This window comes from Segetibacter sp. 3557_3, assembly GCF_004354985.1.
Classification (GTDB): domain Bacteria; phylum Bacteroidota; class Bacteroidia; order Chitinophagales; family Chitinophagaceae; genus Segetibacter.
Window position 1 is genome coordinate 48,584 of the sequence record NZ_SMSK01000008.1, and the last position, 22,510, is coordinate 71,093.

Annotated in this window: 16 protein-coding genes; 11 read left to right on the forward strand and 5 right to left on the reverse strand. The window is 46.5% G+C overall.

The window, feature by feature from the left end; all coding sequences use genetic code 11:
- Positions 1 to 15: 15 nt before the first annotated feature.
- The 3 genes from EXU57_RS13565 to EXU57_RS13575 form a co-directional block, all read right to left on the reverse strand.
- Positions 16 to 3,078 (reverse strand): SusC/RagA family TonB-linked outer membrane protein, encoded by a 3,063-nt coding sequence (locus EXU57_RS13565; RefSeq protein WP_133268765.1) that lies wholly within the window; start codon positions 3,076 to 3,078, stop codon positions 16 to 18.
- Positions 3,079 to 3,280: 202 nt separating this feature from the next.
- On the reverse strand, positions 3,281 to 6,457 hold the full coding sequence (locus EXU57_RS13570; RefSeq protein WP_165958136.1) for an alpha-amylase family glycosyl hydrolase: 3,177 nt from the start codon (positions 6,455 to 6,457) through the stop codon (positions 3,281 to 3,283).
- Positions 6,458 to 6,630: 173 nt separating this feature from the next.
- The gene (locus EXU57_RS13575; protein ID WP_165958137.1) at positions 6,631 to 7,374 is read right to left on the reverse strand and encodes an NUDIX hydrolase; all 744 of its coding nucleotides are present in this window, start codon (positions 7,372 to 7,374) and stop codon (positions 6,631 to 6,633) included.
- A gap of 456 nt (positions 7,375 to 7,830) precedes the next feature.
- Here EXU57_RS13575 and ligA point away from each other — a divergent pair, with 456 nt between their 5' ends.
- From ligA to EXU57_RS13590, 3 genes are all read left to right on the forward strand, one after another.
- Positions 7,831 to 10,029: an NAD-dependent DNA ligase LigA gene (gene ligA / locus EXU57_RS13580; protein ID WP_243745593.1), complete on the forward strand. Its 2,199-nt coding sequence runs from the start codon at positions 7,831 to 7,833 to the stop codon at positions 10,027 to 10,029.
- 17 nt (positions 10,030 to 10,046) lie between these two features.
- Positions 10,047 to 10,712: a DUF2461 domain-containing protein gene (locus EXU57_RS13585; protein WP_133268767.1), complete on the forward strand. Its 666-nt coding sequence runs from the start codon at positions 10,047 to 10,049 to the stop codon at positions 10,710 to 10,712.
- A gap of 64 nt (positions 10,713 to 10,776) precedes the next feature.
- Complete coding sequence (locus EXU57_RS13590; protein ID WP_133268768.1) at positions 10,777 to 11,454, forward strand: hypothetical protein; 678 nt, start codon at positions 10,777 to 10,779, stop codon at positions 11,452 to 11,454.
- Between the two features lie 144 nt (positions 11,455 to 11,598).
- On the opposite strand, the gene EXU57_RS13595 is transcribed toward EXU57_RS13590, so the two are convergent.
- Together EXU57_RS13595 and EXU57_RS13600 are read right to left on the reverse strand one after the other, a co-directional pair.
- Complete coding sequence (locus EXU57_RS13595; protein WP_133268769.1) at positions 11,599 to 13,527, reverse strand: sensor histidine kinase; 1,929 nt, start codon at positions 13,525 to 13,527, stop codon at positions 11,599 to 11,601.
- Positions 13,528 to 13,794: 267 nt separating this feature from the next.
- Positions 13,795 to 14,964, reverse strand: a complete 1,170-nt coding sequence (locus EXU57_RS13600) for an AI-2E family transporter (RefSeq protein ID WP_133268770.1) — start codon at positions 14,962 to 14,964, stop codon at positions 13,795 to 13,797.
- Between the two features lie 194 nt (positions 14,965 to 15,158).
- Here EXU57_RS13600 and EXU57_RS13605 point away from each other — a divergent pair, with 194 nt between their 5' ends.
- From EXU57_RS13605 to EXU57_RS13635, 8 genes are all read left to right on the forward strand, one after another.
- Positions 15,159 to 15,440: a DUF427 domain-containing protein gene (locus EXU57_RS13605; RefSeq protein ID WP_133268771.1), complete on the forward strand. Its 282-nt coding sequence runs from the start codon at positions 15,159 to 15,161 to the stop codon at positions 15,438 to 15,440.
- A gap of 6 nt (positions 15,441 to 15,446) precedes the next feature.
- On the forward strand, positions 15,447 to 16,337 hold the full coding sequence (locus EXU57_RS13610) for an FAD-dependent oxidoreductase (RefSeq protein ID WP_262708553.1): 891 nt from the start codon (positions 15,447 to 15,449) through the stop codon (positions 16,335 to 16,337).
- A complete protein-coding gene (locus EXU57_RS25770; protein ID WP_262708554.1) occupies positions 16,309 to 16,830 on the forward strand; it encodes an FAD-dependent oxidoreductase in 522 nt (173 codons plus the stop codon). Before EXU57_RS13610 ends, EXU57_RS25770 begins: the two co-directional genes overlap by 29 nt.
- 6 nt (positions 16,831 to 16,836) lie before the next feature.
- Complete coding sequence (locus EXU57_RS13615; RefSeq protein ID WP_133268772.1) at positions 16,837 to 17,799, forward strand: ABC transporter ATP-binding protein; 963 nt, start codon at positions 16,837 to 16,839, stop codon at positions 17,797 to 17,799.
- Positions 17,792 to 19,363 (forward strand): ABC transporter permease/substrate-binding protein, encoded by a 1,572-nt coding sequence (locus EXU57_RS13620; protein ID WP_133268773.1) that lies wholly within the window; start codon positions 17,792 to 17,794, stop codon positions 19,361 to 19,363. Before EXU57_RS13615 ends, EXU57_RS13620 begins: the two co-directional genes overlap by 8 nt.
- Positions 19,364 to 19,651: 288 nt before the next feature.
- Positions 19,652 to 20,809 carry an ergothioneine biosynthesis protein EgtB gene (gene egtB, locus EXU57_RS13625; protein ID WP_133268774.1) on the forward strand — a complete coding sequence of 386 codons (1,158 nt, stop codon included), beginning with the start codon at positions 19,652 to 19,654 and terminating at the stop codon, positions 20,807 to 20,809.
- A gap of 6 nt (positions 20,810 to 20,815) precedes the next feature.
- Positions 20,816 to 21,850, forward strand: a complete 1,035-nt coding sequence (locus EXU57_RS13630; protein WP_133268775.1) for an L-histidine N(alpha)-methyltransferase — start codon at positions 20,816 to 20,818, stop codon at positions 21,848 to 21,850.
- A gap of 119 nt (positions 21,851 to 21,969) precedes the next feature.
- The gene (locus EXU57_RS13635) at positions 21,970 to 22,416 is read left to right on the forward strand and encodes a VOC family protein (protein WP_133268776.1); all 447 of its coding nucleotides are present in this window, start codon (positions 21,970 to 21,972) and stop codon (positions 22,414 to 22,416) included.
- Positions 22,417 to 22,510: the final 94 nt, after the last annotated feature.

Sequence of the window (22,510 nt, forward strand, 5' to 3'; positions counted from 1 at the left end):
CGAGTATGTTTTATGTTAGAACCCCACGTTTAATCCGAAGACAACCGTTTTCTGGCTGGGAGCCGTTAAATAAGTAATGTTAGGGCTGAGGTTCCGGTCTTGTGAATTTTCAAAGTCACGGGTGATCTCCGGATCTCCGCCCGGGTATTTCGACCAGGTAAACAGGTTGCTCCCGGTTAAAAACAGCCTGATATTTCTCAGACCTTTTAAAACATTTGCAGGAAAACGATACGCCAGCGTTAGTTCTCTCATCCGCAGGTACGAGGCGTCTCTCAGGAACATCGTAGAGTTAAACTGGTCCTCGCTGGATACTCCCGGGAATGCAGTAGCGTCGGAAACAAAACGGGGATACATCGATACATCACCGGGGCGGGTCCAACGGTCAAGAAAGTCTCTCCGCACGTTCCAGAACTTTTTAGAAACCCCTGCAAACTGGTATTTAGCCGAATTCTCATATATGCTGCCCCCAATCACAAAGGAGAATAGTGTTGATAGTGTCAGGCCTTTGTACTCGACTGAAGTATTGAAGCCGCCAATGAAATCCGGCATAACACTTCCTGCATAAACACGATGATCTAGTGAATAGGTTTTGGTTTGTTTACCGTTGCGGTCAAGCCAGATCGGGTTGCCATCTAATGGATCCACGCCATAATACCGGACCAGGTAGTTAACACCAAGCGGCAGGCCCTTTACTACCCGGGTATCATTTGTTCCACCGGTTACCGCATCAGGACCAAGCGACCATTCGAGTACCTCGTTCCTGTTGTTGGCAATATTGCCGCCCACGGACCATTTGAAATCATTCGTATTTACGATCTTAAGATTGGCACTTATCTCGACTCCCTCATTCAGAATTTTACTCTCGGGAACGTTCCGGAAAATTTTTCCGGTACCTGCAGAATTGGAAACACCTGGTTCCAGCAACAGGTCGGTAGTTTGCTTATTGTAGTAAGCAACTTCACCGGTCAGCCGGTTATCGAACAGCGCAAACTCGACTGCGGCATCTACGTTATTCATGGTTTCCCACTTTAAATCCGGATTACCATAACCACCATCATTCAGGTATAACGTAGGATCACCATTGTAGTTGATGCCACCGTTTCGATAGTTTGCATAGTACTTTCCTGATGGCATGTTTGCATTACCAACCACACCATAACTCGCCCGCAGTTTTAGAAAGTTGATGAACTTGTTGCCTTTGAGAAAGTCTTCTTCACTTATCGTCCATGCGGCTGCGGCGGCGGGGAAAAAGCCGTGTTTGTTGTTGGCGCCAAACTTTGACGAACCATCCACACGTGCGGTAAGTTGTAAGGAATACCGGTCTTTATAACTGTAATTTACCCGGCCGAAAAAGCTGTTGAAAGTATAAGCTTCCTGCTCGGAAACATTGTTGGCAACTGCACTCTTTAAGGAGTCCCTACGCTCACGGTAATCTTCGGGATGTTTCCAGTAAGGTTCAGCCGCGTACTCACCGGTTTCAAACGTGTAAGATTTCCTGCTGTACTCCTGGGTTTCGGTACCGAGCAGGAAGTTGAACCTGTTTTCTTTGCCCGGATTCCAGAGGTAATTGGCAGTGGCCGTACTGCTTACGTTTGTGCCCCAGTAAGGAAATCTTTTTGCATATCCTGAGTCCGGAGTAGAAAAGCGTGTCCACAGGTACGACTCAAACTGGTCGTCGATAGCCGTGGTGTATTCTATAGAACTGGACGCTTTTAGGAACAGGTTGGTTATGGGCTGAAATTCTACAGACAGACCACCGATCAACCTGTTATCAATTTCTCTTCTTTTTGTTTCATTGATACGGCGTACCGGGTTTGCGTTTCCGGTGAAGTAAGTTCCATCAGCGTTATACACCGGAAATATTGGTAGTGCCCCCGACATGGCATCTCCGATGCCACCATCCCATGCAGCAGGAACCCGCTTGTTTACACCTCGGTTGTAGCCCGATGAAAGTGAAACTTTCAGGGTTTTCAGGATGTTGTAGTCCACATTTAAACGGGCACTGATACGTTGATATGCGTTGCTCTTAATGTAACCTTCGTTATTACTGTAACTCAGGTTAGCGAAAGTTTTAAGTTTTGCATTACCCTGGTTCATACTAAGATTATGCTCGTTAATAAAGCCAATTTGCGTCAGCTCATCCCACCAGTCGGTATTTGCCTGGCTTGCCTGTGCCCGGGTAATGCCATTCGGTAAATCGGCCAGGCCGGTTTTACCGTCGTTTACCCATGCTTCCTGACGCAGCTGCAGCCATTCAGCGGCATTTACAAAATCCGGTTTGTTGGCGTAGGTAGAAATACCAAGTTTGTTGGCGTAATTAAAAGTGGGTTTACCGTTTTTACCCCGTTTAGTGGTAATGAGGATAACGCCGTTTGCTCCACGCGAACCATAGATCCCGGTTGCGCCTGCATCTTTGAGAATCTCCACCGACTCAATATCAGCCGGGTTAATTGAGGCCAGCGGATTTTGATTCATAGCCCCTTGGTTGGTGCGTAAAAAAGGGTCTGAGATGATCGGTATGCCGTCGACCACGTACAAGGGATCGCCGGAAGCCGAAATAGACCCTATCCCCCTGATCCGGACCACAGAACCTGATCCGGCGAGCCCGTTACCTTGTATAATCTGAACACCTGCGGCTTTTCCCTGAAGCGCAGCCTCGAAGCTCGGAACGGGTATGGAATTCAGTTGTTCTGAATTTACCTTGGCGATAGCGCCGGTTACATCGCGGCGCCGCTGGGTACCATAACCTACAACAACAACTTCGTTTAGTGCCGCATTCGTTTGTTCAAGCGTTACCTGGATCGGTCCGGAGCCGATAGCCACATCTTTGCTGCTGTAGCCAACAGAACTAACCACCAGGGTTGTTGCAGTTGCCGGCACCCGCAGCTGGAAACTTCCATCTGCGGTGGTCGCAGTGGCGGCGGTTGCGCCTTTTACCGCGATGGTAGCATTTGCGATAGGCGTGTTGTCCCTGCTGTCGACCACCTTTCCGGAGGCCAGTTTTTCCTGGGCGAATACCATCCCGGAGAAGAAAAGCAGGGGGAGAGTTAGAAATTTGAGCAATCCCTTTAGATTCATAATGGTGTGTTTAAAAGCGTATAAAATTTTTAACCCAGGTCAAGCTTGGTAATCCCGCTGGCCATGTAGGCGCAGGAACTCCTTACCAACAGGTAAAACCTGGTAGAATACTATTGGTGTAGTTTTTCCAGAAGTGAATATTTTATAAAACGGGTGTTTACAAGACAACCGGTCTATCCATAACGATGCAGTGTTGTTCAGGTCAATTCTGCTGAACAGAAAACTGTTTAATAAATACCTCACCTTTCCTGGTTTCAAGCTTCAACAAATAGCTGCCCTTTGCCATTTTGCCAAGGGGCACAGCCAAGGTACCATTTGACATAGGGGCGTTTGTTGTTGTTATTGTCCTGTACTTTCTTCCGGTTAGGTCGGTGATGGTCAGTTTTGGTTCACTTACATTCTGCTGGTCGAATCTGATATAAAGTATGGTTGTTGCCGGGTTTGGATAGATCGTAAAACCTTTTCGCTTTGCTGCGGGCACACGACAGATTGCCGAATAGGAGAATTGTCCGTCCATGTCAACCATTTTCAGGCGGTAGTACAGGTCTGAACCGACATTTAAAGCGATGGCTTCCCTGTCGGAGAAAATATAAGAAGTCCGGCTTGTTAAGCTCCCGGCTGCAGCACGGTTTTCAATCTGCCTGAAGTCTGTTCCGTTCAAGGAGCGTTCTACTTCAAAACTCCTGAGTTGGTCTTCGTTTGTTGTAATCCAGGTTACGTCTACAGCACCTGGCTTCAGGTTGGTTGTAAATGAAACCAGTTTCACCGGCAATGCGGTTACGAATGGATTGGCGTTCCTGTTGGTATAAACATAGTATTCGCCCGGCTGAAGTGTGATTGTTTCCGGGTTTCCGGTTGCAGCCCTTGTGCCACCAGACAGGTAGTTGTACCAGGTTCCGGGTTGTTGAAAAGTAACCGTACCGGTGGTAGTAACAACATCGAAGTTGCCGATAACGCAGATCTTTAAAGAGTCGGAATTTACCTGTAGGGTTTTGAAACCGCCATTGAGGTTCCAGCTAATGTCGTTGGTAACAAACGTCGGCAAGAAGTTTGGCACATTTCGGAGGCTGAGTAATTTCGAGTACACATCATACAGGGCCCGTCTGTTGGCATTTTGCTGGTAGTCCCACCGGATGGGTTTTGGATTGGTGCGGCAATTATTGTTGATGGAACCGTCCTGGCAATAGTTGATAGAATAATCATATCCCAGTTCACCAAATTGCCATAACATTTTTGGTGCAGGTATCATTGCCCAGAAAGCCGCAGCCATTCCATTCCTGTTTAAGGCTGTGTTTAGATCCTTAACATTGTGCGCAGGATTGCTGCTATTGCCAAAAGCAAGGTTTTTCACCATTAACCTTTCTTCATCGTGACTTTCCTGGTAGGTTATAAGGTTCGGCTGGCTCCAACCACGTTGCTTATATATAGCACCTTCGAAGTTTGAAGTGCCGACATAGCCCATGGTTGCCTCGTTAAAGTTGTAGTTGGCATTACCCCACAGCAGCATTCCATAGTTTGACAGTTCGATTTCCTCGTTATTAGCTGCAAAATGTTCCAGGATGCAATAGGCGTTAGCTGCTGTTGTTTGCATTTTATCGTAAATCCGTTTCCAGGTTGCTATCCGCCCGGCATCATAGGCACTCCAGTTCCCTACTTCAGCATCGCTTTCGCAATTGGCCGTAACGCAGGAATTCCGTTGCGTAAAACCTTTGGAGAGATCCCACCTGAATCCATCAATCCTGTATTTTGTAAGCCAGTGTTCAATCACACGGTCAACCAGTTCTTTTGTTGCCTGGCTTTCGTGGTTGAAATCGTAGCCAACATTAAAAGGATGGGTGGCAGTTTGGTTGTGCCATGGGTTATTGCCGGCTGGCCGGTTAAGTTGACTATTAAAGTAAAGCTGAACTGTAGGAGATTGACCATAGGCGTGATTCATTGCGATATCCATGATTACCGCTATACCCTGCTTATGACATTCATCTACAAACCGGCGCAGGGCATTTTCGGGACCATACATCTTATCAGGAGCAAAAAAGAAAGAAGAGTTGTAGCCCCAGCTGTTGTTGCCTTCAAATTCATTAAACGGCATTATTTCAATTGCGTTTATGCCAAGGCGTTTGAGGTAGGTAAGGGTGTCTGTAACCGTTTGCCAGTTTTGTGCTGCAACAAAATCGCGAACCAGCATTTCGTATATAATAAGATTACGCTTGTCGGGCTTTATAAAATTGTTCGCCTGCCAATTGTACAGGGGTTTATTTGTTTGAAGAACACTTACAATACCGTTGGTTTTCCCGGTTGGGTATGGCTTAAGTGCCGGGTAATTAGTTGCCGGGATAAAAGGATCGTTAGCAGGATCAAGTACCTTTTCAGCATTGTAATCTGCAACTCTCAGGTTACCGTCAACAAAATACTGGTAAGCATATTCCAGACCCGGGGTTAAACCCTTCAAGCGGATCCAAAACCTGTTCCCATCCGGGGTTTTGTTCATTTGTTCCTGCAGCGTTTCCGTCCAATTGTTGAAGTCGCCCAGGACAGCAATGCGGGATTTACCCGGTGCAAATAATACGATCGTTGCGGACGTATCGCCAGGCTCGTAATTAATGCCGTCTTTAACTCCCGCAGGGAGGGTAGCTATCACCGGTGCTGGTGCAACAAAAAAAAGAAGGGTGTCGTAGCGGGTTATACTTCCGGACCTGGCTTCGGCAATGATCTGCTGATTGCCTGCGACAATTGTTGCTGAAGCACTAAGCACAGCAGTGTTCGCTGCCGAGGCGATCTCTGTTCCGTTGTAATAAATCCTGAGATCGGCATTTTCGCTTGATTTCGCTGTAACCGGCAATTGTTCACCAACCGCTTTGTTGATGGGCTCGGGTACCGCTACATACCGCGGTTCACGAGGAGGATCGGTGATCCTGACCTGTAAGGAATTGTCGCTAACCGGTATGTACATATCGCTTCCATCACTGTTACGCTGTACCCTCGAGCCATTTCCGTTGCGAAATAGGATTGCAATTTTATAAACGACTTCAGCAGGGTTGGTGATGTTGAAAAAGCTCCTGATACTACCTGTAATGGTATACTTCCACCTGTTGTTTCCAAGATAGACGCAGTTAGCCAGTGGATTTGTAGTACCCCAGTTGAAGTTATTTGCGTGTTGCCAATCCCCTGGATTTGAGCTGAAATTAGTAATGACACCTAAGTGAACGTATACATCGGATGTGGGAAGGTGATCTTTTAAACCCTGGTTGCCCTTTGAGGCATCAACGATGATCTCAACTGAAGTAGAGCTTTCCCTGACAAATTCAGGTGAAGTAGTAAGTAATTGGGATTGTGTAGTTAGCATTAACAACACGAAGAAAGATGTAAAGATCAATCTCATTGGGCAAGGCATTTCGTTATGAAAACAACACAACTTTCGATGTGTATTTCTTACACAATATTAGCAATAAAATTTACAGTCCAAAAGAATTGTTAAAAACCTTTCAAAAAATAAATGGGATCTGCTAAACACGCGGCGCTACCAACATTGGAGCAGAGATCAGGGGGATATCACTAGAAGTCTATTGCAAACCATTTACGTTTGTTTTTTTCGTACTTCTCGAAGTTGAATTTGTAAAGTTTGCCTGGCCGGTGTGGAACATCAAGTTCGTATTCACCAACATCAATCAGGAAGTCCATGGCAAAGAACTTTTTTCTAAAGTTGCGACGATCGAGTTTGATGTTGAGGATAGCTTCGTAAAGGTTTTGCAGTTCGCGAAGGGAAAATTTTTCAGGCAGGAGATTAAAGCCGAGTGGGTGTTCCTGTATTCGTTTTTGCAGCCACCGATAACATTCATCGATAATCTCCTGGTGGTCGAAGGCCATATCGCTGAGATTATCTACACTGTGCCAATGCAGTTCGTTATCGTGTATTTTCAACTGGTGATGACAGATATTCAAAAGCGAACAATAGGCAATAGTGATTACACGACCACCGGGATGGCGGCCGGGTTTACCAAAGGTTTTTACCTGTTCCAGGAACACATCGTCCATACCGGTACGTTGCTGCAAGATGCGGTATGCGGCTTCATCGAGTTCTTCCGTATCGGTAATGATATCGCCCAACAAAGACCATTTGCCCTGGTAGATAGCAAGGTCGCTTCGGATAAGCAACACCTTTAGTTTGTCTTCATCGAAGCCAAAAATTACACAGTCAACGGTTATAGGAACCTTTGGATAAGTAGCTACGAGTTCAGAAGCATTTTTTAGCAGCTCTTTTTTATCCTTTGTAATGGGAGATTCGGTAACAAGCTCCATATGGCAGTATTGGTTGTTAGTTATGGTATACAAGATCCGGTGCAGCACCAGAACTAGGTTCGGGCAATCGTTCGAATGGGAAATTAAACATTTTTTGGTACGTGTATAAATTACATAATCATATTCTAAACTATTTTTTAAGGATGAGGGTTCAGCAGGCGGTATGATGTGGTGCGACAAACAACTATGTAAAAAATTAATGCCTGCCAGCATGGCCACCTCTCTTAGCGTCGTGACTCCTATCTAGTGCAAACGTGTGTTCATATGTAAGTGCATAAGACTACACGCTTTACCCTTGCTGTAGGGAAAGCTCAGCAATGGTATCCTGTACAAGAGTGCGACGCAAGAAAAGCCCCATCGGGCTTAAATGCCTGGTCCATAAAAACTACCTAACAGAAGAAGCATTTGCTGCAGCATGCCGTGTACCCCGGTTGGCCATTTAAATAGCTGTGCCGTATGGCCATCACGGTTTATGAGCTGATCATTACAGGTGCGAACGTTGTTTCTTATCGGATGGAAATTCTGGATAATTTTATGACCCAATTTGAATGTATGTACACAGCAGACCAGACGAAGCAGCTACAGGAGATGACGCGTAACTTCCTGAACAAAAAAGATCATTCCGCAGAGGTCATCAACGACCTGCGCACGGTGCTCCGTTTTCATGAACACCGCTACTATGTGATGGATGATCCGCTGATTTCTGATGCTGAATACGACAAGTTATTCAAGGCTCTGGAAGCTATTGAACTTGCCCACCCGGAACTTATTACGTCGCAATCGCCAACGCAGCGGGTAGGCAGCAGCTTAAACCAGAGCTTCAATACGGTTCAGCATATTGTACCAATGTTGAGCCTGGCGAACAGTTATAACGAAGATGACCTGGTTGACTGGGATCGAAAAGCCCGGGAGGCCGCAGGTATTGCTGATATTGAATACTGTATTGAGCCGAAGTTTGACGGCGCGAGCATTTCGCTGATTTATGAAAATGATGTGCTGACAAGAGGTACAACCCGCGGAAATGGGGTGGAAGGTGAAGATATTACGACCAATATCAGGCAGGTGCGTTCAATACCTTTATCAGCAGCATTTTCTGATTTTGGGGTGCAGCAGGTGGAGATACGCGGTGAGGTAATGATGAGCAAAAAAGCTTTTAACAGGTATAATGAGATGCTTGCTGGTTTAAACCTTGCCCCCCTTGCAAACGCACGAAACGGTGCCTCCGGCAGCCTGCGCATGAAGGACCCAAAGGAGGTAGCAAAACGGGGACTTGAAGCGTTTTTGTACAATATCAGTTATCATACACCGACCAACGACAAGGAAGCAGTCAGGAAGGGCCAGGCTTTCCTTGATACACATTCCGGCTCCTTAACCCTATTGTGGCAACTGGGATTTAGAAGTCCCGAAAAAGAAAAGGTCGTCGTAAAAGGTATTAAGGCGGTTATTGATCATGTTGGCGAATTTGAAGCGCTGCGGGATGACCTGCCGTATGAAGTGGACGGTATGGTAATAAAAGTTAATGACCTGGAGCTGCAGGAGAAGCTGGGGATGACCACGCATCATCCGCGTTGGGCAATTGCCTTTAAGTTTAAAGCCCGGCAGGCAACGAGTAAACTCCGGTCGATTGAATACCAGGTTGGACGTACGGGCTCTATAACCCCGGTAGCGAAGATTGAACCTGTGCAACTTGCAGGCGTAACGGTTGGTTCGATTTCGCTTTTTAATGAAGACATCATTAAAGACAAGGACCTGATGATTGGGGACACCGTACTTGTTGAAAGGGCGGGTGATGTGATCCCCTATATCGTAAAGTCGTTAGCGGAACTACGGACCGGTAAAGAGCAGCGGGTAATTTTTCCGACCAGCTGTCCCGTATGTGCAACCAGGCTTTTTAAAGAAGAGGGCGAAGCGGTATGGCGTTGTGTGAACATTGAATGCCCGGCGCAGGTGGTTGAAAAGATGATCCACTTTGTAAGCAAAAATGCCATGGACATCAAGAGTTTTGGAGAGGCAAACATCCGGAAGTTTTACGAGCTGGGGTTATTGAAAGACATACCTGGGATATATAAACTTGATTATGGTGCGGTATCGAAGCTGGAAGGCTTCGGGAAAAAATCGATCACGAACCTGCAGGAAGCGATTGAGACCTCCAAAAATCAACCGCTGAACAGGTTGATTTTCGGACTGGGGATACGTTTCGTGGGTGAGACTACCGCAAAGGTGCTTTCCAACAAGGTTCATCACCTGCTCGACCTGCAGAACTATACCGTAGAACAGTTACAACAACTCGAGGACATTGGTGTTAAGGTTGCCGGCAGCATAGTGCACTTTTTCCAGAACCAGCAAAATGGGCTTATGCTTCGTGAGCTGGAAGCGCTTGGGGTTAAAATGACGAATGAAAAACGCGCTGTTGTGCACGAAGGTGCTTTGACGGGTAAAAACTTTCTTTTTACCGGCACGCTGAACAAGCTTAAACGGAGTGAAGCCGAAGAGCTGGTAGAACAAAAAGGCGGAAAGCTATTGGGTAGTGTAAGCAGTAAGCTGAACTACCTGGTGGTAGGCGACGATGCCGGAAGCAAGTTCGAGAAAGCAAAAAAGATCAATACGATACGGATCATTAATGAAGACGAATTTTTGAGCCTGGTACAGGCGTAAAGTAATAGTTTGCAGGTATGCTAAAGGTTGAAACCCTCCGGTTCCTGGAGGCATTGAAGGAGAATAATAATAAGCCGTGGTTTGAAAGCAACCGGAATAAGTTTAACGCAGCTAAGGAAGACTGGGAACTGCTGGTGCAACAGTTGTTGGATAACATGGCCATTGTAGACGAAGAAGTTGCAGGCTTAACGGTGAAGGAATGTGTTTTCCGGCAGTATCGTGATATCCGGTTTAGTAATGATAAAACACCTTACAAGCACCATATGGGTGCAAGCTTCGACAGGGGTGGTAAAAAGTCGGGGTTTGCAGGATACTATTTCCATCTTGAACCAGGCAATAACAGTATGGTAGGCGGAGGATTGTGGATGCCGGAAGCCCCCGCGTTAAAAAAGGTTCGCCAGGAAATTGATTATAGCTGGGATGAACTGCAACGGATAATCACAGACAAAAAGTTTATTACCGAATATGGTGATATGCAAAAAGGCGAATACAGCCTGAGCCGGGAACCAAAGGGTTATGATAAGACCAACCCTGCAATCGACTATATCAAGCTGAAAAGTTTTGTGGCAATTAAACCATTGAGGGACGATGAACTGACAGACAAAGGCCTGTTGAAGAAGGTTATTGCCGCCTTTGTAGCTTTAAAGCCACTGATCAGATTTATCAACCGTTCGCTCGAATAACTAAAAAGGAGCTGATCGTTTGGCATCTTGTTTGAAAACATCCAGCAAACAAACCCCTAAACGAATGAAAATCAACTCTACCCTTCTCGCTTTGTGTATGATCTTACTCTTTAGTTCATGCCATCGTTATTACACTTCTTCTTCATTTTCCGAGAAAAGCGCAAAACATAAAACGGTTGCGATTTTGCCTCCGCAAATGGTACTTACGGGCAATCTTCCGCGTACCATGACCCAGGCTGACATCGAATTATTGGAAGAAAAAGAAAGCAAACTTTTCCAGGAAGCACTTTACAACAACATTTTAAAACGGGCAAACCAGGGTAAAAGAAGCCTGATGGTTTCTGTTCAACCTTATACCAATACCCTTGCCTTACTTGAAAAAAACAGCATCAGCGTTCGTGAAGCCTGGACAAAAGACGACGGTGAGCTTGCTCAAATTCTTGGTGTGGATGCAATTGTAAGGAGCTCAATTCAAAAAGAACGATTCATGAGCGACCTTGCCTCAGCGGGTATTTACACCGGCCGGAGAATTCTTGAAGCCGTAGTAAAAAACCCTGTTCCGACTCCCGTGGTAAATAAGACCAACGACATCAGGGCCACCTGCTCAATTGTAAGTAATGGAGAAACCCTTTGGAACGATGCTTACAAGAGACAGAGCGATTGGAACACACCGGCAAACCAGGTTATCGAAAATATCACCGGCAACTTCGCACGACATTTTCCTTACAGGAAAAAAGCATAGTTGCTGAGTTCCCGGCGCGATTAACGCGAATCGAATCCCCCGTCAACCCGACGATCGAAAACAGGCTGTTTCAATTAAGAAGCAGCCTGTTTCTATTTGCACAGTATCTCGATGTTAACGATTATTTGATTCTAATTAAGGATCTTACTCGGGCAAGTAAATGGTAAAGGTTGCACCTTTTTGCGGCTCTCCCTTTGCGGATATGAAACCATGGTGGTTTTGAATGATCTTTTTACAGATGGACAGGCCAAGGCCGCTGCCGGGATAATCATGTTTGCCATGGAGGCGCTGAAAAAGTTCAAATATTTTTTCAGCGTATTGTTGCTCGAAGCCGATCCCGTTATCAGTAACGGTGATTTTATAATACTTTTTGTTGATGTTTACCCCGTGCAATTTGATCTGGACCCCGGTGAACAGTTCTGACCTGATGACGATGCGGGGTTGTTCGTCAACCTTGCTGTACTTAAGTGCGTTTGACAATAAGTTTTCAAGCAATTGCCTGAACTGGAAAGGTATCACCCGGGCAACCGGCAGATCGACGATCTCCACCTGAGCACTTTTTTCTTCTATTACGTCTTTAAAGGCCGCCTTTACTTCTTCGGCCATTTTGTTCAGGTCCGTTGCTTCCAGGTCCTTGAGGGCGGTATTCGTCCGCGAAAAGGTCAGAAGATCCTCTATAAGGGCCTGCATGCGTTTGGCCGCTGATTCCATTCGTTTAAGGTACTCTTTACCGTTCTCGGATAGATTCGCTACTTCTGTTTCGCTGATACGCTGGCTAAAGGTTTGGATCTTTCTTAATGGTTCCTGCAAATCATGGCTGGCCACATAGCTAAACGAAGCCAGTTCATTGTTACTTCGTTCGAGCTCTTCATTTTTTTCCTCGAGGGTACGGTTAAGTTCATCGAGTCGTTTGGTTACGTTGCGCATCTCGGTAAGGTCATGTGATATAGAGAGTGCGCCAAGGATATCCCCACCATCAGCAATCAGTGGCAGCAGGTAGTAATCAAAATGACCTTCAAGTGATGAGGAGGTCTGGTTTGTCTGGAAAATGATTTCGCCTTCAAGCGCTCTTGTAAGGTTGTGGAGCCAGGGGTCGCCTTCCATGTTTGGGAAAAGCGCCACTACCTCTCTACCAATTGCGTCCTCTTTCTTAATACCATATCTTTCTTCACAGGTCTTATTCCAGGCGATTACACGTGTCTTTTGATCATAGGCCGAGATCAGGTCGATGCTGGTATCGAAAAGCAACTCGGCAAATAGCTTTTTTTCTTCGAGTTCACGCCGTAGTTCAACTTCATCCGAAATATCCTGCAGGGTTCCTACGATCACCGGGTCACCCGATTCAGATTGGATGGTTTCAAACATACATTTGACATAAACCAGGGTGTTACTGTGCTTTATCATTCTCAGTTCAAATGCACCATTTTCTACCGTACCCTGTTCAAAAACGGGTAGCATGTTAAACCGGTCTTCAATCTGTATAAGTGCGATAAAGCTTTTGTAACTCAGCTCAAAATGATCCCGGTCCAAAGCCAGCAGCGCGAAAAAGTTTGGAGACAATGTAAGCTCCTGTAATCGGAAGTTCCACTGCCAGCTGGCAAGTTTAGCAACAGCTTCGGCGTGCGTATGCGAGGGCTCAGGCTGAGTACCAGTGTCCACCCGGTGAAGGCGCGAAACGTCCCAGCAATTGCCTGCAATGGTTACACGCCCTCCACGTTCATTTACGCTTCCCATCCAACAACCGATCGTCTTTTCTTCCCCCGATGGAGATATTACCTTGTACTCAAATAAGGCTTCTCCCGACTCCTCTGCAAGCGTAAGTTGCTGGTTGAACAGGTCGCGAAAAGCAGGGTGTACAAATTCGAGGAAAGCTGTGGAGCTGATATGGTGTTCGCCTCCGGGAACTATCCCGTAAAGCTGCAATAAACCGGCACTGCAATAAACATGAGCCTCATCAATGCACCACTGCCAGTTTCCAAAAAGGCGTGGCTGCCTGGATCCTCTGAAGGCGCCATAGGCAACTGCGTTCTTTGCAGCCGTTGAAACTTCACCTATTTCTTTGCCGCCTTCCATAATGATGTGGTTACATATAAGAGTAAATCGCCGCCTTAAAATGCAATCCTTCCTGAATAAGCCGCTACGGGCAGGCTTGCCGTGCTACCTGGAAATTCATGCGATGTTTTCTTGAACATCGATTAAAACGGGTCTAATGTAGTCCAAAAAAGGTTAGCTGGTGTATTTATTAGGTGAAAGGGCTGAGGATATGGCGCAACTCACAACAGCTTAACGGGCAGCAGGTTGCCGCACGCATGCAAGTGCAATTAAGACCGGCCGGTTTACTCAGTTAAGGTTGTGCTGCTCCGGCTGGGGTATGATCCGTGGTTCATTGCCAGGCTCCCTTCGCTTTTTTCGCATTTCGGTATAATGGCGGTATAGCTTGCCCCGGTTGAGGTAGGTAATCTCATCACCCATCATTTTACCCCATGGTTTCATATCATCTATCCGGTCGAAGATCACTTTCAAAATTGCAATAAGTGGAATGGACAAAAACATGCCGGAAAACCCACAAAGCGCTCCCCCAACGATGACACCAATAATGGTTACAAGGGCATTGATTTTTACTTTCGAGCCCACGATTTTGGGCATAATGATGTTATTGTCGAAAAACTGCACAACCGTAAGCACCACCAAAACCCAGATAATATCCGATAAGTTGTTTGATGTGGTGAGGGTAACCAGGGCGCAGAAAATTGAGGCAATCAGCATACCGACATAAGGAATAAGGTTCAGGATGGCCGCCAGCAAGCCAAGAAAGAAAGCATACTTTATGCCTACGAGTAAAAAGCCGACGGTATTGATAACGGTGATAATTGCCATCTCGATGCTTAACCCCAGCATATAATTGTATACAACCACCCTTGACTCTTTAATTACTTCTATCACTTTTTGTTGATGTCCATCCTGGAAGAGTTCGATCAGGAACTGGCGGATCATATCACGATAGTAAAGGATAAGGAACGAATAGATGGGAAGTAAAACAATCACCAGCAGGAACTCGGTTACCGATAGAAAGGTTTGCCCGATCAGCCCGCCTCCGCCATTTGCTTCTTTAATTTGTTCGGTGCTTTCTTTGATGACTTCATTTTGATCTTTCTTGCTGAGGTGCATATTCTGGCTGATCCACCGTTGTGCAGTATTGGCATGATGCTGCAGCTTTCGTTCAATGGTTGGAAAATCGTCCAGGAAGCTTGCGATCTGGGTAAACAAAAAATATACAACAATGATCAGTGCAATAAAGAATATGGTGAGCGATATTAATGTTGCCGGCACCCGGCCCAGCCCCTTTTTTTCCAGCATACGGTTGAATGGCAGCAGCAACACCGCAAGCAAGCCAGCGAAAGCGAACGGAACGATTACATCCTGGCCGATATAGACGATAAAAGAAAAGGCAATAAGACAAAACAAAACCAGTGAAAACCGGACCAGGAAGGGTTGCTTAGAAACGTTCATTATGGAATTTACTTATAAAATGCGGGAAACACCTGACTGATGAAGCTTAAAAAATCAAACCAGAAAGGTTAGGATGCGCAATACCTTCTCATACAACGATATTCACGAAGGTTATATGCTAAGTTTAAAAACTAATTCCCTGTTCCGGCTGTTCTAAGCAGGTTAACTTTACAATTCATTGATAACGACCAATTATGAAAGCATATTGGAACAACGAGCTGATTGCAGAAAGTAATGATACTATTGTAGTGGAGAATAACCACTATTTCCCGCCGGGTTCAGTAAAGGAGGAATTTCTGCAACCTTCCTCCACTGAGTCGCAATGCCCCTGGAAAGGAAAGGCATCTTATTATTCGCTGGAAGTAAATGGCAGCTCGAATAAAGATGCAGCATGGTTTTACCCTGAACCAAAGCCGGCAGCGGAAAACATCAGGGGATACATTGCTTTTTGGAAAGGTGTTCGGGTCAGCCAATAAGTTTACATGAAGAAATACGATGCGATAATTATCGGCTCAGGTCAGGCCGGAACACCGTTATCCAAAAAACTTGCAAATGCAGGTTGGAACACTGCTTTAATTGAAAGTCGCTGGATTGGCGGAACCTGTATTAACGACGGGTGCACACCAACGAAAACAATGATTGCTTCTGCAAAGATGGCCCGCCTTGCTTCCGAAAGCCACCAGCTTGGCATCAATATACCGGCCTACCAGGTAGACCTGCCGGCTATCGTCCGGCGGAAAAACGATATTGTGCAACGGTTTAGAGATGGTGCGCAAAAAGGGCTGGAGAAAACGCCAAACCTTGAAATCCTTTTTGGAAAAGCCCGGTTTACGGGCCCGAAAACCATCAACGTATTCAGCGGCGGGGCTGAACCTATTGCCATCACTGCAGAAAAAATTTTTATTAATATTGGTACCACCACCCGTGTTCCCGACATCCAGGGCCTCGCCGACATTCCCTATCTGACCTCAACAACCATCCTAGATATCCCAGTTATTCCCGAACACCTTTTGATCATCGGTACGGGTTATATCGGGCTGGAATTTGGCCAGATGTTCCTGCGATTTGGTAGCAAGGTGACGATGGTAGAAGCTTCATCCCAGCTGTTACACAAGGAAGATCGCGATGTTGCCGAGTGCCTCGAAAATATACTGGCGGCAGAGGGAATTACTTTTTACAAGAATGCCACTCCTGCAAGGTTCTCAAAAAACGATGAAGGTATTACGGCTTCAATAGCACACGGTAACGAAACCATTGAACTCAACTGCTCCCATGTTCTTTTGGCAACCGGTAGAAGTCCGCAGACAATTGATCTCGGTGTGGAAAAGGCTGGTATAAAAGTGAATGAGAAAAAATTACATCGAAGTAAATGAATTCCTCGAAACATCGCAGCCAGGCGTTTACGCAATCGGCGATGTTAAGGGTGGGCCCGCCTTTACGCACGTTGCATACAACGACCATGTGGTGTTGTGGAAGAATATCTTACAAGGTGGAAAGGTTTCGATTAAAAACAGGGTGGTACCTTACTGCATGTTTACCGATCCGCAACTCGGAAGGGTTGGGTTGTCCGAAACGGAAGCAAGAAAACACGGCCTGAACATAGAGGTTGCAGTATTGTCAATGGAGCACGTTGCAAGGGCAATTGAAATGGGGGATACCCGTGGCATCATGAAGGCGATTGTTGACACCGACACCAGGAAAATCCTCGGCGCTGCGATCATCGGAACGGATGGTGGCGAAATTATGTCTGTATTGCAACTTGCTATGGCCGGGGGCATTACGGCCGACAACATTCGTGAAATGATGTTCGCACATCCCCTGTATGCCGAGTCACTGAACAACCTCTTTATGAAATTAGATAAATAATCAAGGTTGATAAAGCTAACACAGGTAAGTAAGCTGTACAACGGGAACCCGGCTGTAAACAACATTTCGTTCGAGGTCAAAGAAGGAGAAAACATGGTTTTGCTCGGTACCAGCGGCTGCGGTAAAACCACAACCCTTCGGATGATCAATCGATTGGTTGAACCTTCAGCTGGCATTATCGAAGTAAACGGTACCAATGTCGGAGCCCAACAACGAGAGTCCCTTCGACGCGGCATTGGTTATGTTTTGCAGCATAACGGCCTTTTTCCGCATTATACCATAGCTGAGAATATTGGCCTTGTTCCTACCCTTCTCAAATGGAGTAAGAAAAAAACGCAGCAACGATCCGATGAGTTGCTTGAAAAATTACATCTGCCACCTGCGCAATATGGAAAGTTGTACCCCGGTCAGCTCAGTGGCGGTCAGCAACAGCGGGTTGGACTCGCCCGGGCACTTGCTGCAAATCCTCCCGTTTTATTAATGGATGAACCTTTTGGTGCGCTGGATCCGGTTACCCGGACGGCCATAAAAAAAGAGTTTAGCGCGCTTGAAGAATTTCGAAAAAAAACCATAGTGCTTGTTACGCACGACGTGCAGGAGGCCTTTGAACTTGGCGACCGCATTTGCCTGATGGATAAAGGTGAGATTGTACAAACAGGCAGCCCGGCCGAATTACTTTTTAAACCGGCAAATGCATTCGTCAGCGGTTTTTTAAACAACAACAGGTTGTCGCTCGAATTACAGGCCCTTACCCTCAACGACGTTTTTGCATTACTGCCACCAGGTCACATGGAGGGAGAAGGGTTAAATATACAACCCGCAACAACCCTCTGGAGCAGCATGGAGCAGCTCGCTTCCCGTCACAGGGCTGATCAGATTGGTGTCGTAACCATTGGCGCGACAAAACATTTCGACATCGCACGGTTAATGGGCGCTTTTACCCTTTACAAAACCAGGCTCCATGGATGAACCGCAAACATTGTGGCAATTTTTTGCGCAACAATCGGGCAAAATACTCGAACAAACCTACGCGCATATCGGGCTCACTTTCGTTTCGTTATTCCTTTCGGTGCTTATCGGTGTTCCGCTGGGCATCTGGATTGCGAAGAACAAAAAATGGAGCTCCCCGGTCCTGGGTTTTGCCGGTGTTTTGCAAACCATTCCAAGCATTGCGCTGCTCGGTTTTATGATTCCACTGCTTGGCATTGGCGCTAAACCGGCAATTGTTGCGCTGTTGTTGTATGCCCTGCTGCCGATCATACGTAACACCTATACCGGGATTATAGGGGTAAATGCTTCTATTACCGATGCGGCACGTGGCATGGGAATGAGTGGCTGGCAGGTACTTACAAAGGTGGAATTGCCACTTGCCATGCCCGTTTTGCTTGCGGGTATCAGAACGGCAACCGTGATTAACGTAGGTGTAGCCACCCTGGCGGCCTACATAGCCGCCGGCGGCCTCGGCGAGTTTATATTCGGCGGCATCGCTTTAAATAATACCCACATGATACTCGCAGGAGCCATCCCGGCGGCATTATTGGCCATCCTGTTCGACTTCCTTTTATCGCTTGCGCAACACCTCAACATCCGGAAACTACGGGCAGCTTTGGTTTTGTTACCGATCATTTTAGTGCTGCTTTCATCGTTTTACCTCCTGCCCACGGTCCTGGGCAGCCGTATGCTTGCCGGCTTTACCCCCGAGTTCATGGGCCGCAGCGATGGCTACCTTGGACTAAAAGAAAAGTATAACCTGGATATCCGAACGGTAGTCATCAGCGATGCCGTTATGTATAAAGCGGCCTTCGAAAAACAACTTGATGTAATCAGCGGCTACAGCACCGATGGGCGGCTGAAAGCATTCGACCTGGTTGTACTCGACGACGATAAAACTATCTTTCCGCCATATTACGCCGCCCCGGTAGTCCGGCACGAAGTTTTAGTTCAGTACCCCGAAGTCGAAAACACACTCAACCTGCTGTCGGGTAAAATCAACGACTCGTTGATGACCGAAATGAATTACCAGGTTGACTACCTGAAACAAAGTCCCGAAAAGGTTGCGCAGGATTTCCTGGTCAGCAGGGGTCTTTACCAGCCGCCAAGGGGTGGGAAAAAGGGCCTGATCCGGATGGGATCAAAAATATTTGGCGAACAATACATTCTTTTGCAACTCTATACAATGCTGCTGAGGGGTTACACCGAATTGGAAGTGGAAACAAAGACCGGACTCGGCGGAACGAAAATTTGCTTTGATGCCATACGAAATAACGAGATCGACCTTTACCCGGAATATACCGGCACCGGGCTGCTGGTTTTATTGAAACCAACTAAAGCAACCCTTAACCGTATAATGTCCGATAAAGAGAAGGTATACGCTTATGTAAGCCGTGAGTTTTCCCGGCAGTACCAACTCGATTGGCTAAGACCCATTGGTTTTAATAACGCGTACGCGCTTATGATCCGTAAAGAAGATGCTGAAGCGCTGCAGATTAGAACCATTTCCGACCTCAAGTTGTATATAGATCAACACGGCTAAAAGGGTTGGTCAGGTAAAAACGGGGATCATTCTTTTTTGGGCCAGGCGGCAGAGCATATCCGTGACGGCCGTTGCCCGCCCAGGTGCGCCAGTCGGACGGGCGTCGCACTCTTGTACGGCTGTGCAATAAGCAGCAGGCTACCGGCTTCAAAATATAGCTGTTCACAAAAAACAGGAATTGGTGTAGCAGTACTAATGGCAGTTTGATCTGTGATAATGTATTCCGGCGGGTATCCCCTGGTAAGTAAATGACTACGGCGATAGCTCCATGGTCCTTAAAACAAACAAATGAGCACATCATCCCTTTTAGATAAGTATTTAGCGGTCAGACAAAGAACAGAAACCATCTGCGGGCCCCTTCAGAAAGAAGATTATGTAGTGCAGCCGGTTGTCGATGTGAGTCCTCCAAAGTGGCATATTGGTCATACCACCTGGTTCTTTGAAACCTTTTTGCTAAAAGAACATGCAATGGGTTATAAGGAGTATGACCCTAACTACAATTACGTTTTCAATAGTTATTACGAAACGGTTGGGGCTCGTGTAATTCGAACCGACCGGGGTAATCTTAGCCGCCCGACGGTTGATGACGTTTACAAATACCGCAAGTATGTAGATGAGGCCATGGTAAAGTTTCTTAGCGATGGTTATCCTGAAACCCTGACCGATACCATCAACCTGGGTTTGAACCACGAAGAGCAACACCAGGAATTATTATGGACGGATATCAAATATATTCTTGGGCATAACCCGCTGTTTCCGCCCTATGATGCTGCAACGAAATCCGCCGGTGGGGCTGTTGAAGCCGGTAACATGATGAGCGTAAGTGAAGGGTTATACGATATTGGTTTTGAGGGTACCGGTTTTTGTTTCGACAACGAACTGGGCAGGCACAAAGTTTACCTGCCCGGTTTTAAGATCGCTAAAGAGCTGGTCACAAACGGGGAATACCTTACGTTTATCAATGCCGGCGGGTACAGGGATTTCCGGTTTTGGCATGCAGAAGGTTGGGATTGGGTCAAATCAAATGCGGTTCAATGCCCGATGTATTGGCATCTTGTCAATGGCGGATGGCAGCACTTTACCCTAAGAGGTTTGGAACCGCTTGACGAGGCCGGTACTTTAAACCACATAAGCTTTTACGAAGCTGCCGCATTTGCTGCCTGGAAGGGCATGCGATTACCAACGGAGTTTGAGTGGGAAATCGCAGCCCCGCAGCTGAATTGGGGAACCAGGTGGGAATGGACCGAAAGCGCTTATCTTCCTTACCCGGGTTTTAGCAAAGCACCGGGGGCAATTGGCGAATACAATGGAAAATTCATGGTTAATCAAAAGGTTTTACGGGGTGCCTCCGAAGTTACCTCACCGGGGCATAGTCGCATAACCTACCGAAACTTTTTTCATCCGCAACTTCGCTGGCAATATACAGGCATAAGGCTCGCACAATAGCTCATTATGGAACAACTCACCGCAACAAGCAAAACACTGTCTGAATGTACTCCCGAGGCAGGTAGGCTCTCCACGGGACCAGGGAAAGTCCGGCTGACAGCCGACAGTCCTTTCTTACAGTCCGTATTGAAGGGCCTTTGCTCCAAAAGCAAATTTCTTGAGTCGAAGTATTTCTACGACGAGGCAGGTGATGAATTGTTCAGGCAGATCATGGCTTGTCCTGAGTACTATCCAACCGATTGTGAGCACGAGATTTTTAGCCGGCAAACCGCGTATCTCGCTTCAGCACTCATTCCAGACTCGGAAGACTTTGACGTGATTGAATTAGGTGCCGGAGACGCAACCAAATCCATCTTTTTACTTTCAGAGATCCTGGGCCGGAATCAAAAGTTTACGTATTTGCCGGTCGACATTTCTTCAAACGTAATCAACAACCTACAAACGCAATTACCAGCGAGATTGCCCGGGCTCCGGGTGACAGGGCTGAACGGCGAATACTTCCAGATGCTGGCGAAAGCAACCGAACGCCCTGCAAAACGTAAGATTGTTTTATTTCTTGGTGGCAACATAGGCAACATTCCGTACGAAGAGGCCCGGCAGTTCTGCCTCAAGATGCGTGAACACCTTGCCAAAGGTGACCTCGTGCTGATTGGGTTCGATCTCAAGAAAGATCCCCGGGTTATTTTAAGTGCCTATAACGACAAAGCAGGTCTTACCCGGGATTTTAACCTTAACCTGCTTAAGCGTATCAACAGGGAACTTGGGGCAAATTTCAACCTCGACAACTTTAGTCATTATCCAACGTATGACCCAGCCAATGGGGCTTGTAAAAGTTACCTGGTATGCAACATCAGCCAGGAAGTAAATATCGCCGGTGAAACCATCCGCTTCAGGCAGGGTGAAACGGTATTTATGGAAATATCCCAAAAGTATACCCCTGACCAAACAGATGAACTTGCCCACCAATGTGGTTTCAGGCGATCCGCTCATTTTTATGACTCCAGGCAGTGGTTTCTTGATGCCGTTTGGGAGTGTATATAAGTCGTAATTCGATCCGGATAAACTCAATTTCCAACTAGCAGAACTCATGATAATTGTATAACTTTCGGAGTTACAAACCGGGTTGCGCTCATCGGCGCGGCCATCTCCAAAAGTTATTCATGAAAAAAATCATTGGTATATTCTGCATTGGACTTCTATATGCCACTTCCGTAACAGCTCAGCCCGTGATAACCTTTAATCACCTTGCCATCTACGTAAACAATCTTCAGAAGAGTACGGAATTTTATAAGAATGTATTACAGCTTGAAGAGGTTCCTGAGCCCTTTAAAGATCAAAAACATGCCTGGTTTAAGATGGCAGACCGGATAACCTTGCATGTAATACAGGGAGCAGAAAAGAACGTAAAACATTACCGCAGCGATCATTTTTGTTTTAGCGTTCCCTCGTTGCAGCCGTTTATCGAACGTTTATCCCGATACAAAATATCCTATGTAAGTGCAAGCGACGAACCGATGAAGGTTACCACGCGGGTAGATGGGGTTCACCAGATTTACTTGCAGGATCCTGACGGTTACTGGATAGAAATGAATGATGCCCGACAATAAGATGAGCTTATATTCTACTTAGTCACTCGCCAAAATGTAAGCTCTGTTACACTGGCCCTTAACAGGCTAAGACGCGAAATCAAAATTTTTCGGC